Source organism: Serratia sp. HMSC15F11 (assembly GCF_001808215.1).
GTDB lineage: Bacteria > Pseudomonadota > Gammaproteobacteria > Enterobacterales > Enterobacteriaceae > Serratia > Serratia nevei.
This window is the reverse complement of record NZ_KV792475.1, coordinates 71,791-84,012: the sequence shown is the minus strand read 5'-3', so window position 1 is coordinate 84,012 and position 12,222 is coordinate 71,791. Positions and strand designations below refer to the sequence as shown.

The following is a 12,222-nucleotide window of genomic DNA, read 5'->3' as shown; positions in this document are numbered from 1 at the left end:
AGAAATGACCTGCTTATTCGCACCTTCCCTAAGGTAACGCTGTTGTTTATCGGGATTGCGTTGGTATTGGCGGGCGTTTACTTTTTTACCGAACGTTACGACACCGCTTATCAGACCCAGATCGCCAGCTACAAATCTTGCCGCGTGGAGACGCTGAACGCCAGCGAGCGGATCGACGAGCGGTATATTGCCGACGCCCTGGAAATGCTCAAAAGCCGTGGTTTTGATTGTGATGTACCGGCAACAGTTTATTACTCTCAATTGACATACCATTATACAAACTACAAAAAGCTGATTGATTTCATCTCGTATTGCCCGAAACACCGCGTTAAGAATATGGATGCGCACTGTGAAGATGAGTTTGAGGTGATCAATGAAGGTTAGCTCGCGCCGCGCTTTCTACCTGGCATTATCTGCTGCTATTGCCCTTGTTATTGTTATATTGATTTATTTATTGACCGCCTCGCGAGATTTTCCTGAGTGTAATGCGTCTTTATCGACGACGCGCATGACGCCGAATGGGACGGTAACCAGCGGTTTGTACGTTAACATCGTGCGTTCGGGATGGCGCCGCGCGACCATTACGCTTAACGGTTTAGCCTATCAGGATGGAAAGAAGCAGGTGATAGCCCGTGTGCTCGAAACGAAGTATCACTATCATCGTGGGTACTACTATGTCGCCATTGAAAAGAAAATCCTTCAACCCATGGATAACTTCACCTACTCCGATGCGCAGACGTTTCTGTTGGGTGAGGAAAAACATTACTATGTTTTAAAAATTGCTAAATTGAATGACGACAATTTTATTATGTACTACGGCAGGCAGCCTGAACTGCTGTGTTCCGTAACCAGAAAATGATGTGAACATCCCATAATGAGACGATTATGGGATGTGGTTGGTGATGGCGTGTATAGCAAATAACGGCAGGTTGAACGTGTCCGTGAACGGACATCTTGCTGTTTTTGTATCACTGGTAGTGAAAAACGTTACTCATTTATGGAATATAAACCACTTCGCAAGGTTGGCGGCCTGCATTTTCTCTGCAGGATACGAGCATTTTCTCTTCAAACTGCCTGTTATCCTGCGTGATTTTGTCATAGTAATAAACTTTAGTCTTTTTCTGGCAATTGACATAGGCTCTTACCATGTCAGTTACTGTTTCATTCTCAGGATAATCCCACCCCATACTGTATATTTTGCAACCTGCGAATTGAGTGCCGATGAAAGTATTATTACGAGCGGAGTACTGATGGCTGACCGTGATCAATGCAGCTATGCTGATGAATAGAATGAGATTGAACCATTTATTCCAGCGCTGGAGCTGCCGCCATATCGACAATAATTTTCCACTTCCACGTCCCCTGGGGGCGGTTTGCCCTGATACAATGTTTTCCTCCATGGCATTTTTTTCTTTTTCCGGTTCTGCAGTGGCGTGTCGGCTAATTTTATTTGCAACGAACTTAAATCCTTGTCTGGGATATGTGATTATCAACTCCGTTTCACCAAGTTGCGCCAGGTGGCGGCGTAATAGCGAGATGTAGTTATTTAAATTGCTGTTCGTTCCTTTTAGCCCGCGCTCCTCCCACACTTCTTCAAGTAATTGTTGGCGCTTAATCAGCATTTCATTGTTCCTAACAAAAATAGAAAGCAAGCGGCACGTTGCGGCTGCTAGTGGCTGCATGTTATGTGGTGTGCTAACACTCTCTAGGGTTCCTTCGTATTCATTGAATCTAACCCTTCCATTTATGATGAAAATCATAGGAATCCTCTCATTTTTTGTTTCGGGAAGGAATTCTGCGCTGAGATACTCTATTTTTCAATAACCCTCACTCTCTGGGTTTTACAATAACGTTGATATCTGTCACTAAGTGATAATTTGTCCATAATTAATTTTTTATATAGTTCTAATTATCTAACTCATTTATGTCATTTTTAGTCCTGTCATGTAATTTTTATGTGTTTTTTGGTTTTTAATTCCGTATTTATCTTGTTTGGTAAAATAATATTTCAAGATAGGGGCGATAGCGATAAAGTAACTTCACCCCGGCGATAGGGGACTTCATCGGCTGGGGACAGGATGAATAATACGGGATGAGTAATATTGGGTTATCCCTTGAATGGTATGTGGCTGACCTATTAAATCTAGTTATCCACTGCATCAATGATGGTCGCGTGCAAAAATCTGCCTGTCTTTTAAAGCATCAGACCGATATTTATTACTCTGCGTATTACTCATCGTTAAGAAAATACCTTATGTATTGATACGATTAAGGATAATTGGTTATATGAAACTGAATAAAATCATGCTGGCTGCCGTCATGGCGTTTGGTGTTTCTTCACTGGCTCATGCTGCAGTTAAAGACCAGGGGCACGGTAAGGTGACCTTCAGCGGTTCTATTATCGATGCACCATGTTCTATTGCACCTGAGTCGATCGATCAGACCGTTGAGCTGGGGGCTATTTCCAATGTGGCTTTGAAAGATGGCGGTAAGTCTTTGCCGCGTCCTTTCCAGATTAAATTGGAAAACTGCGATCTGACTGTGGATGCAAATGATCCATCTAAGAACAATAACAAAGTTTCCCTGACCTTCACCGGTTCCGCTTCTGAAGCGGACAGCGCCCTGCTGGGGATTACGGGAACAGCCAAAGGCGCGGGCATTGCGCTGACTGACGGAAACGGTAAAAACATTACCTTAGGCACGGCAACCGATGCGCGTCTTCTGCAGAATGGTTCTAACACCCTCAGCTTCTCTGCCTATCTGCAAGGTAGCGGCGCGTCCGGGGCGCAAATTGTTCCGGGTGAATTCCAGTCTGTTGCTGATTTTACCCTGGCTTACCAGTAATTCGTTCACCCAACGAAATACGTATGATTATCAGCATGCGGGGCAGCCCGCATGCTATTTGCAAGAATCCGTTATTTCACGGGAAAAATAATGAAGCGTCAGATAAAAATTTTAGGGGCGTTTTGCCTATTGTCGTTACCATTTTTCTTTGTTTCGCAAGCTATTGCTGCTTCACAAGGCGAGGGGCGCGTCAATATGCAAGGGGCCATTAATGATGCCGCTTGTGCGATTGCTACGGCAAGCCGTGAACAAATTATCTATATGGATGTTATTCCCATCTCTGATATTGCTCGGGATGGGCAGGGGAAAAACGTTCCTTTCAGTATTAAATTAGTGAATTGTGTTTTGGATAGAGTGGATAAAAGTTTGCCGGGGTGGAAGCAATTTCAAGTGACTTTTGATGGCCATGCCGATGGTGAGATGTTTGGTATTAGCGGCCAGGCCTCTGGCATTGCGTTAAAAATAAGCGATAACGATGGCAATGTCGCCAGGCCGGGAGTGCCATTACCATTAATGAAAATCCCTCTGGGGAGTTATCGGTTGAATTACGTCATAAAACTTATAGCGAATCATCAACCATTAACGGCGGGAAGTTATTTTTCATCGGTCAGATTCAAAATGGATTATTACTGAGTCGATCGACTATTTCAGGGAAGTTAAAAGATAAAAGGTTAGCAATATGATGTTTTTGCCTGCTGAAAAGCCATTTCGTTTATCTATTTTGAGTGCTTTAGTCGTGTTGTGTTGCTTTGGTTTCACCTCTAGTGCCAGCGCTCAGGAAGAAATCCAGTTCAATATTGATGTACTGGACGTGAACGATCGCAAAAACATCGATCTGAGTCAGTTTTCTCGCAGCGGCTACATTATGCCGGGCACTTACGGTATGGCGGTACACGTAAATAAAAGTGATTTACCGGAACAGAAAATAGCCTTCTATATACCTGACGATGATCCTAACGGTAGCCGTGCCTGCGTTTCGCGTTCTTTAGTGGAACAGTTGGGCCTGAAAACGGCGCTGCACCGAGACTTGAGCTGGTGGCATCAGGGGGAATGTCTGGATGAGGTCAGCTTGAAAGGCATGGAAGTGCGTGGTGACTTGGCCACTTCGTCACTTTATCTCAGCATTCCGCAGGCCTATCTGGACTATGTTTCGGAGGATTGGGATCCCCCGTCGCGCTGGGATGAAGGCATTCCGGGGCTGTTGCTTGACTACAACCTCAATGCACAAACCCAGCATCAGATACAGGCGGGTACGCGTGGCTATAGCATGAGCGGCAACGGTACTGCGGGGGCTAACCTGGGGGCCTGGCGGCTGCGGGCAGATTGGCAGGGGCAGCTAAATCACCAGACCGGGTCGGGGCAACCGACTGACAAGCGTTTGGACTGGAGCCGTTACTACGCTTATCGGGCCGTGTCGGCATTGCGCTCAAAGCTGACGCTTGGTGAAGGGTATCTTGATTCCGGGCTGTTTGACAGCTTCCGTTTCGGTGGCCTAAGCCTGCGGTCAGACGACAACATGTTGCCGCCTAACCTGCGTGGTTATGCGCCGGAGGTGACGGGGGTGGCGAAGAGCAATGCCAAAGTGATTATCAGCCAACAGGGGCGGGTGTTGTACGAGACCACTGTCGCGGCGGGGCCGTTTCGCATTCAGGATCTGAATGATGCGGTGTCCGGCGATTTGGACGTGCGGGTGGAAGAGCAAGACGGCAGCGTGCAGGCGTTCACGATGAGCACTGCCAGCATCCCGTATCTGACGCGGCCGGGAGCGTTGCGCTACAAGCTGGCTTTGGGCAAACCCTCTGATCTCGATCACCGCTATCGCGGGCCGCTGTTCGGCACCGGTGAGTTTTCCTGGGGAGTGAGCAACGGCTGGTCGCTGTATGGCGGTGCGATACTTGGGGGCGATTATAACGCTGCGGCGCTGGGCATCGGCCGCGATCTGATGATGCTGGGGGCGCTGTCGTTCGATGCCACTCAGTCGCGCGCTAAGTTGCCGTATAACGGCGAAACGCTGAGCGGCGGTTCATACCGCCTCAGTTATTCGAAGAGTTTCGATGAGCTGGACAGCCAGGTGACCTTTGCCGGCTACCGCTTCTCGCAGCAGAATTTCATGAGCATGAGTGAATATCTGGATGCGCGCGAGTACGGTCGGCGTTTCGGCAACAGCAAGGAGATGTACACCATCACCTATAACCAGCAGCTGCGGGACTGGGGGATGAGCGCTTATCTCAACTACAGCCATCAAACTTATTGGGATAAACCGGCCAACGATCGCTATAACCTGACGCTGTCGCGCTATTTTGATGTGGGCCGCTTTAAAAACTTGGGATTGTCGCTGTCGGCATATCGTAATCGTTACAACGAGCACAATGACGATGGCATGTATTTGTCGCTGTCGGTTCCGTGGGGGACTGGTGCCACATTAAGCTACAACACGATGCTCAACCGTAATGACAATACCCATCGGGCAAGCTATTACGATCGCGTAGACGATCGCAGCAACTACCAACTCAGCGCCGGCACTTCGCGCAGCGGCGCCAACCTGAGCGGCTATTTCAACCGCGATGGTGATATAGCGCGCGTAACCGCTAACGCCAGTTATCAACAGGACCGCTACAGCGCGGTTGGTTTTTCGGCACAGGGCGGCATGACGCTAACTACCGAAGGCGGAGCCTTGCATCGCAGCAATGTGCCGGGGGGCACCCGATTGTTGCTGGACTCCGGAGGAGTGAGTGGGGTGCCGGTACGCGGCTATGGCAACGTAGCTGAGACCAACCTGTGGGGGAAAGCGGTGGTGGCGGATGTCAACAGTTACTACCGCAACAAAGCCAGCATCGATCTGGACAAGCTGGGCGATAGCGCTGAGGCAATAAAATCGGTGGTGCAGGCGACGCTGACCGAAGGCGCCATTGGTTACCGCAAATTCGAAGTGATTGCCGGGGAAAAAGCGATGGCGGTGATTAAGTTGGTGGACGGCAGCGAGCCGCCGTTCGGCGCGACGGTGAGGAACGCGCGCCAACAGGAGACTGGCATTGTCAACGACGGCGGCAGCGTTTATCTGAGCGGTATTAAAGCCGGAGAAAATATGACCGTGCACTGGGGTGGGGCTGCGCAGTGCGAAGTGCAAATGCCGATGTTATTGCCGCCAGATATGCTGGTAAATAACCTGCTGCTCCCTTGTCGGTTATTGTCGGGAATAAATTCATATCAATTGGAAAACGGGGTGTAAATTGAGAAGGTTAATTATCTTTATATTCTCTGTACCCATTCTTTTCTACAGCGCAATGGTACAAGCAGTGTATATTGACGGCAGATTCACCGATTGGCGCTGGGAGGGGCCTCCGCCAGAACCAGAGACTCAGGCGCGATGGGCAGAGATAGATTTTCATTATTCTACCATAATGTTCGATGACTATGACAAAGCATTTGCTAATGGAAAAACAGTTCGTTGTACTAACCAAGGATGTAGGCTTCGATTATTTATTTTTAACCATGCGGCTGCGGGAGGGCATAGCGAGACATTCAGTGCTGCTTTTGCCCCGGCAGGCGCTGTATTAACCTCTTACGAAGCCAATCAACTAATTAGGCGTATCTTGCCTTTCACGAGTACGGTGAGGTTTCTTTACGCGTTGCATAATCCGCAGTGTATGTATCTTGATTTTACTGACGGTAGCTACGCTCACCGATTAGGTTCTACTTGTGACGGTACGCTTCCACCTCTGCCGCCAACCACGCCACGGCCACCGGAGCCGCTTTCTTGCGCGGTGACGTGGCAAAGCAGCGGCGAGATTGATTTTGGCGTGATGACCGCGGGTGAAAATAAAGCGAAGGGCATTGCCGCCAAACTTGCCTGCCAGGGCGGGACTTCGGGAAAAGCCCGCCTCAGATTTACCGATGTCAATCAGGTGGGCGCAAATACGGTAACGCTGCGTAAGAGCGGCACGAATGATGAAATAAAAGCGAAGTTGTCGATTGGCGAGCCTGATTCGTCTAATGAGCAGGTGATTGACGTATCACCCGGTTTTAATGCGACCTATGCGTTTGTCGCTAAATTGGACGGCGCGCAGCTGAGCGGTATAGATGCTGGCACATTTTCTGGCAATGCGCTGATTGTGTTTGAAGTTATTTAACCATTTAAAATTTTACGCTGTTATTTAATTCGGTGGTTGAAACCCTTATTTGACTACCGGGAGGAAGGTTATTTATGAATATCTCTATGCAATATAATTTCGCGCGAGCCGTGCCGGCAATGGCATTAATTGGCAGTGTTTTTTTGCCGGTGTCGTCACAGGCGGCCATCGCTTTAGATCGCACCCGGGTTGTTTTCGATGGTGGCCTGCAGTCGGTGAGCCTGAGCGTCAGCAATCAGAATAAACAGCTGCCTTATTTAGCGCAGGGCTGGCTGGAAGACGAGCAAGGCAACAAGATTCAAAGCCCGTTGACCGTGCTGCCGCCGGTGCAGCGCATCGAACCGGGTAAGCCTAGCCAGGTAAAGATTCAGGCGTTGCCGGCGGCCAAACAGCTGCCCCAGGACAGAGAAACGCTGTACTACTTCAACCTGCGCGAGATCCCGCCGAAAAGCAACAAGCCGAACTCACTGCAGATAGCCCTGCAGACGCGTATCAAGCTGTTCTACCGCCCGGCGGCGATCGCCCCGGAGCGTAACACGGCGCCGTGGCAGGAGCAGTTGACCCTGACCAAACAGGGCGACAGGTACATCGTCAATAACCCGACGCCGTACTACGTCACCATCATAGATGTCGCCAGCCGTAAAAATGCGTCGGGGCCGCAGAATTTTGAACCGTTTATGGTGCCGCCGAAAGGGCAGGCCGCCTTGACGGTGAATGCCGCCAGCGTCGGTAGTAGCCCTGTATTGACTTACATAAACGACTACGGCGGTCGCCCACAGCTGAGTTTCAGTTGCAACGGCGATTCCTGCTCGGTGGTGCCGGAGAAAAAGACATCGTAGCCCGTGGTTGAGATGGCGTTAAGGAGCGGAACAATGGCAAAGAGCAAGGCTAATAACGGCGAATGGCGATATGCGCTGAGTGAACTGCGTTACTACGTCGTGCTGTGCGGGTTGGTACTGATGGCGCCACTCAGCCTGGTAGCCCTGTTGTGGATGCTGCCGGCCGCGCAGGCGGCGGACAACTGGGATGTCGAAGGTGTTAACGGCGTGCTGCACATTAGGGGCGCATTGACGGAAAGCGCCTGCCGGCTGGAGATGGACAGCGCCCGGCAGGATATTCGTTTAGGCGAAGTGGCGACAGGATGGCTTAAACAGATAGGGGCGCGTGGTACGCCGGTGGCGTTTGAGCTGCGCCTGCGTGATTGCTTGCGCAGTCAGGCCGCCAGCCGGGATGAGCGTACGGGGGCGTTAAGCTGGGCGCCGGGCCAGCCCGCGGTCAGAGTGAGCTTCAGCGCACGGGCCGATCGGGATAGCCCACAGCTGATAAAAGCGCAGGGCGTGAGTGGCATGGGGTTACGAATGCTGGATGAGCATGGCCGCAACGTGCGCTTGGGCAGCCGTGGTGAACCGTTATGGCTGACGCCGGGGAGCAATGTGTTGGTTTACAGGATCATGGCTGAGCGTACCGCACAGCCTTTGGTGGCTGGCAACTATTACGCCGTGGTGGATTTTCATCTGAGCTATGACTGAGGGGGCCGGCAAGGCTGCAAACAGGTCGCCGTATGAGTGTAGGAGAAAGGAAAATGGAGATGGCTAAGGGGTAAAGGGTGAAAATGGAAATCAAAGTACGACAGGCCGCGATTGCGTTGCTTTTGTACGGTAGTGGCGTGATGGCCTTCGCGCAAGCGGCAACAGTGAAAGTCAGCGTGACGGTGATGCAGCCCTTGCCTTGCACCATCAATGATGGACGGCCGATTGAGGTAGATTTTGGCGATGAGGTGATGACGACACGCATTAATGGTCACTTTTATCGCGTGCCGATAGGTTTCTCGTTTACCTGCAACAATCCCTATAAAAATGCCATGCGCTTGCAGGTACATGGCGGCGTTGCCAATTTCGGCCAGGGGATGCTCAGCACCAATCGGGATGGCTTGGCTATTCTCATCTTGCAAAGACAGACTGGGCAGCAACTGGCGCTGAATTCTTGGCTCAATTTTACCTATCCCAATCCGGTTAAGCTGGATGCTGCGCTGGTAAAACGGGCTGGCACCAATCTGGAGACGGGAGAATTTACCGCATCCGCGACTCTGCGAATTGACTATCAATAACCCCTGGAGTGAATGCATGAAGTCTTGTTTTGTCTTTCCAATGGTGTGTCTGGTTCTGTGGTCTCAGGGGGGACTGGCTGCGGAAGAAATTGCGATGCACTTTCGCGGCGGTTTGATCGCACCACCTCCGTGCGTGATTAACGCCGGGGCGAAAATAGACGTCGATTTTGGCTCCCGCGTGGGGATCAAAAAGGTAGATGGCGTGAACTACCGCCAAGTGATTGATTATCAACTTGATTGCGAGCCGGGGGCACGGCCTTGGGAGCTTAGGTTAACGTTGAAGGGAAACGGCACCGCTTTTGATGGGGCCGCGCTGCAGAGTAATAAAGCGGATCTTGGGATTCGTGTTTATCAGAATGACGAGCCCTTTATGATCTACAGCTCTATTTCCATCGATCCCAGTAGCCCGCCGCAGCTGGAGGCGGTGCCGGTGAGCAGACCGGGGGCCACGTTGACCGAAGGCGCTTTTTTTGCGACCGCGACTTTGCTGGCTGAGTTTTTCTAGGAGCTTGATATGAAGGCTTTTTCACCTTTTCCTGTGGCATTGGCATTGGCATTGGCATTGGCATTGGCATTGTTGATTGCATTTACACCCTGCTCAAGGGCAGAAGATAACCTGTATTTTCATGGCGAGCTGGTGGCGGAGCCCTGTGTGATCCCGCCGGGCAGTGAAATTATTCCGCTCGACTTTGGCACGGTGATCGATAAATACCTGTATAGCTATCAACGGACGTTACCAATACCGCTGTCTATTCAGTTAGCGGAGTGCGATCTTAGCCTGGGGCAATCCCTGACGCTAACCTTTGTCGGTAGTGAAAACAGTAGCCTACCCGGCTATTTAACCTTGGGTGCTGATAGCATAGCCCGTGGTGTCGCCATTGGTTTGGAAAGCCTGGAAGGCGAGGCATTGCCATTGAATAAGCGAGGGAAAAAGATCCCTTTGGTAAGCGGAAGTAATCAAATTCGGCTTCAGGCCTATATTCGTGGTGAACCATTAGCACTTAAAAACAAGAGCATAGTTCATGGTGATTTCAGTTCTGTTGTCACTTTCAACCTGGAATACGAGTAAAGCCATACCGTTGGCTCTTATCTTGTAGCGCGTTATTTATTTTTCTTTCCGATATTTAACCTTAATGGGTTGCTTGTCTTTTTTTTTAATTATTATTTCAATTCTTCCTGAGGGGTAATAATGGAATTAATCACTATCGCCATCGATGATGATAACAATTACTTTGCGGCGGGGTTGCGGCTCAGTATCATGGAATATGCGCAAGAATATCATAAGACGGTGAGGTTTTTGACTCAGGAGGATGATGTACGGCCCGACGTGGTGATTGCCTCATCGACATGGCGAGCGCATCGCTGGTATAAAAGGAATACCCAAACGACGGGGAGTTCTATTGTAACGATTAAGGAATATAGGTTTGGCAACCTTAATGAAAACGATAGCGTACTCTATCGAACGGATAGCCGCAGCCGGCTGTTTGAGTTGCTGACGTCGCGTATAACCAACGTTCCTAATGATACTCTGTCTTCCGGCAGCATGTTGACCAACCGGGAAAAGCAGGTGGTTGACTATCTCAAAAAAGGTTTTGATCAATCACAAACAGCCAGGTTTTTAGGGATACATGTTAAAACAGTACATAGCCATAAGCGTTCGGTTATGAAGAAGTTGATGTTGAATCGGCAACGAGAGTTCACATATTGGTTAATATCGCAAGATGACTAACAGCTTTGTGAAAATGAAAGTCTCCTATTTTATCGTTTTAAACCTTTCTGTTTTTGACAAAAAGGAACTTGAGTGTTTTTTTTGCTTTCTGCAGTAATGCTTTTTTTATTGAGTCTATTCTCTTTTTATAAACATTTTAGGTTGGTGAGAAGAAAACGTCTGATTTTGAACCGGAAATGAAATATTTACGCTAAAATCTAAAAAATTGATTGGTTTCACCACTGCCAGTTCGACTATTTTCTCTGAATAATCGAACCAAGAGTGTGGGGGTAATTCTCTATTTGCCAATAGATTAAGTGATGACTGTGGGGGGCATCGAATTTATAATTATCGAAAACTTTGTTCGAGTTTATTGTCAGTTGCCTTCCTGTTGGGGAGGGGGGCTGAAATTTGGTTTGGCGGGGGGAACAAAGCCGGTTTTTGTACTCCCCCGTTAGCAGGCAAGAGGCTGTACGGCCCGGTTGCTATTGTCATTGGGCTCAGCCTGCGGCAAATGCTTTCAAATCCTTGCCCTCCATGCGGAAGTATTGCTTGTCTTCGATCAGGGATGCGCCGATGGAGAGATAAAACTCTCCGGCTTTGGGGTTTGACGCTTCTGCTGTCCAATCGAGACGAGAGCATCCATGTTCGAGGGCAAAGGTTGCAATGAATTGAATCAGTGCTCTGCCTACGCCCCTACCCCTGGCTTTTTCGGACGTAAAAAGCTCTTTCATAAATGCCTGGCCACTGCAGCGTGGAGCGGGAAATAATAGGCTGAAAGTGGCGAATCCTACCAGTGCGTCTTCATTGCGAGCGCCTATAATCGTTACTGCGGAGTAGGTGGAAAAAACTTTTTCCGAAAGGTAGCACAGCGTCTCTTCATAACTGATGCTTCCCTCGCCAAAATAATATGACTCCATTTCTACGAACAAACGTGCCAGTTCAGGAATGTCAGTCACATCACATACTGTAATTTCCATTTTAACTCCTGATGGTTAAAGAAAATTTATTTTAGTACAAGATCCACCGCGTCGTAGCGGAAGTTGAACCAGTGTGCTGTATCTGAAGGGGGGAGATCGCATCGATGTGCTTATCACCGTGGCCGATATCTGTGCCTGTTGTTCCACTCGAGCGACTTTCTCGATATACAGGGAGGATTGCTTTATATACGGCATACGGTTTGTTTCCAGGCGCCGCGTTGAACAGCGCTTTAGCGCTGGCCCGCAGGGTGAAGCCTTTGGCCGAATAATCGAACGCAGTTCGATGAAGAGTCCGTATTCCAGAAAGCAAAAAACCAGCCCTAAGGCTGGTTTTTCTGAATAGGGCGACCGGACTCGGACAACCGGCGCCTGCGCCGCGTTGAACAGCGCTTCAGCGCTGGCCCGCAGGGTGAGGCCTTTGGGCCGAATAATCGAACGCAGTTCGATGGAGAG

At 49.6% G+C, this 12,222-nt stretch carries 15 protein-coding genes; 12 read left to right on the top strand and 3 right to left on the bottom strand.

Annotation, left to right across the window (positions count from 1 at the left end; all coding sequences use genetic code 11):
• Together HMPREF3138_RS26745 and HMPREF3138_RS16145 are read left to right on the top strand one after the other, a co-directional pair.
• The coding region (locus HMPREF3138_RS26745) for a hypothetical protein (protein ID WP_210394228.1) at nucleotides 1–384 on the top strand (384 nt) is incomplete at its 5' end.
• A complete protein-coding gene (locus tag HMPREF3138_RS16145) occupies nucleotides 374–859 on the top strand; it encodes a hypothetical protein (RefSeq protein WP_038879379.1) in 486 nt (161 codons plus the stop codon). The genes HMPREF3138_RS26745 and HMPREF3138_RS16145, both read left to right, overlap by 11 nt.
• Before the next feature lie 136 nt (nucleotides 860–995).
• Here HMPREF3138_RS16145 and HMPREF3138_RS16140 read toward each other — a convergent pair whose 3' ends face one another.
• On the bottom strand, nucleotides 996–1,760 hold the full coding sequence (locus HMPREF3138_RS16140) for a transcriptional regulator (RefSeq protein WP_050572079.1): 765 nt from the start codon (nucleotides 1,758–1,760) through the stop codon (nucleotides 996–998).
• Between the two features lie 526 nt (nucleotides 1,761–2,286).
• Between HMPREF3138_RS16140 and HMPREF3138_RS16135 the strand changes: the two genes are divergently transcribed.
• The 10 genes from HMPREF3138_RS16135 (at nucleotide 2,287) to HMPREF3138_RS16090 (ending at nucleotide 10,810) form a co-directional block, all read left to right on the top strand.
• On the top strand, nucleotides 2,287–2,844 hold the full coding sequence (locus tag HMPREF3138_RS16135) for a fimbrial protein (protein WP_038879374.1): 558 nt from the start codon (nucleotides 2,287–2,289) through the stop codon (nucleotides 2,842–2,844).
• Nucleotides 2,845–2,934: 90 nt separating this feature from the next.
• Entirely contained in the window at nucleotides 2,935–3,477 is a 543-nt protein-coding gene (locus tag HMPREF3138_RS16130; RefSeq protein ID WP_038879370.1) for a fimbrial protein, read from the top strand.
• A gap of 46 nt (nucleotides 3,478–3,523) precedes the next feature.
• Nucleotides 3,524–6,073: an outer membrane usher protein gene (locus HMPREF3138_RS16125; RefSeq protein WP_038879365.1), complete on the top strand. Its 2,550-nt coding sequence runs from the start codon at nucleotides 3,524–3,526 to the stop codon at nucleotides 6,071–6,073.
• A gap of 1 nt (nucleotide 6,074) precedes the next feature.
• Nucleotides 6,075–6,974 (top strand): hypothetical protein, encoded by a 900-nt coding sequence (locus tag HMPREF3138_RS26420; protein WP_139145159.1) that lies wholly within the window; start codon nucleotides 6,075–6,077, stop codon nucleotides 6,972–6,974.
• A 119-nt stretch (nucleotides 6,975–7,093) separates the two neighbouring features.
• The gene (locus HMPREF3138_RS16115) at nucleotides 7,094–7,813 is read left to right on the top strand and encodes a fimbria/pilus periplasmic chaperone (RefSeq protein WP_048234790.1); all 720 of its coding nucleotides are present in this window, start codon (nucleotides 7,094–7,096) and stop codon (nucleotides 7,811–7,813) included.
• 33 nt (nucleotides 7,814–7,846) lie between these two features.
• Nucleotides 7,847–8,503: a fimbrial protein gene (locus HMPREF3138_RS16110; RefSeq protein ID WP_038879360.1), complete on the top strand. Its 657-nt coding sequence runs from the start codon at nucleotides 7,847–7,849 to the stop codon at nucleotides 8,501–8,503.
• Between the two features lie 83 nt (nucleotides 8,504–8,586).
• Nucleotides 8,587–9,081, top strand: a complete 495-nt coding sequence (locus tag HMPREF3138_RS16105) for a fimbrial protein (protein WP_038879358.1) — start codon at nucleotides 8,587–8,589, stop codon at nucleotides 9,079–9,081.
• A gap of 16 nt (nucleotides 9,082–9,097) precedes the next feature.
• Nucleotides 9,098–9,586 carry a fimbrial protein gene (locus HMPREF3138_RS16100; protein WP_050572078.1) on the top strand — a complete coding sequence of 163 codons (489 nt, stop codon included), beginning with the start codon at nucleotides 9,098–9,100 and terminating at the stop codon, nucleotides 9,584–9,586.
• Nucleotides 9,587–9,595: 9 nt separating this feature from the next.
• The gene (locus HMPREF3138_RS16095) at nucleotides 9,596–10,150 is read left to right on the top strand and encodes a fimbrial protein (RefSeq protein ID WP_049193478.1); all 555 of its coding nucleotides are present in this window, start codon (nucleotides 9,596–9,598) and stop codon (nucleotides 10,148–10,150) included.
• A gap of 120 nt (nucleotides 10,151–10,270) precedes the next feature.
• Nucleotides 10,271–10,810 carry a helix-turn-helix transcriptional regulator gene (locus tag HMPREF3138_RS16090; protein ID WP_038879356.1) on the top strand — a complete coding sequence of 180 codons (540 nt, stop codon included), beginning with the start codon at nucleotides 10,271–10,273 and terminating at the stop codon, nucleotides 10,808–10,810.
• 479 nt (nucleotides 10,811–11,289) lie between these two features.
• Here HMPREF3138_RS16090 and HMPREF3138_RS16085 read toward each other — a convergent pair whose 3' ends face one another.
• Both HMPREF3138_RS16085 and HMPREF3138_RS26855 read right to left on the bottom strand, forming a co-directional pair.
• Entirely contained in the window at nucleotides 11,290–11,769 is a 480-nt protein-coding gene (locus tag HMPREF3138_RS16085; RefSeq protein ID WP_038879354.1) for a GNAT family N-acetyltransferase, read from the bottom strand.
• Nucleotides 11,770–11,784: 15 nt separating this feature from the next.
• On the bottom strand, nucleotides 11,785–12,222 hold a 438-nt coding region (locus HMPREF3138_RS26855; RefSeq protein ID WP_210394226.1), incomplete at its 5' end, for a hypothetical protein.

Coding starts and splice junctions, on each gene's coding strand:
- HMPREF3138_RS16145 (WP_038879379.1), top strand. CDS start 374: ATGAAGGTTAGCTCGCGCCGCGCTTTCTACCTGGCATTATCTGCTGCT.
- HMPREF3138_RS16140 (WP_050572079.1), bottom strand. CDS start 1,760: ATGATTTTCATCATAAATGGAAGGGTTAGATTCAATGAATACGAAGGA.
- HMPREF3138_RS16135 (WP_038879374.1), top strand. CDS start 2,287: ATGAAACTGAATAAAATCATGCTGGCTGCCGTCATGGCGTTTGGTGTT.
- HMPREF3138_RS16130 (WP_038879370.1), top strand. CDS start 2,935: ATGAAGCGTCAGATAAAAATTTTAGGGGCGTTTTGCCTATTGTCGTTA.
- HMPREF3138_RS16125 (WP_038879365.1), top strand. CDS start 3,524: ATGATGTTTTTGCCTGCTGAAAAGCCATTTCGTTTATCTATTTTGAGT.
- HMPREF3138_RS16115 (WP_048234790.1), top strand. CDS start 7,094: ATGGCATTAATTGGCAGTGTTTTTTTGCCGGTGTCGTCACAGGCGGCC.
- HMPREF3138_RS16110 (WP_038879360.1), top strand. CDS start 7,847: ATGGCAAAGAGCAAGGCTAATAACGGCGAATGGCGATATGCGCTGAGT.
- HMPREF3138_RS16105 (WP_038879358.1), top strand. CDS start 8,587: ATGGAAATCAAAGTACGACAGGCCGCGATTGCGTTGCTTTTGTACGGT.
- HMPREF3138_RS16100 (WP_050572078.1), top strand. CDS start 9,098: ATGAAGTCTTGTTTTGTCTTTCCAATGGTGTGTCTGGTTCTGTGGTCT.
- HMPREF3138_RS16095 (WP_049193478.1), top strand. CDS start 9,596: ATGAAGGCTTTTTCACCTTTTCCTGTGGCATTGGCATTGGCATTGGCA.
- HMPREF3138_RS16090 (WP_038879356.1), top strand. CDS start 10,271: ATGGAATTAATCACTATCGCCATCGATGATGATAACAATTACTTTGCG.
- HMPREF3138_RS16085 (WP_038879354.1), bottom strand. CDS start 11,769: ATGGAAATTACAGTATGTGATGTGACTGACATTCCTGAACTGGCACGT.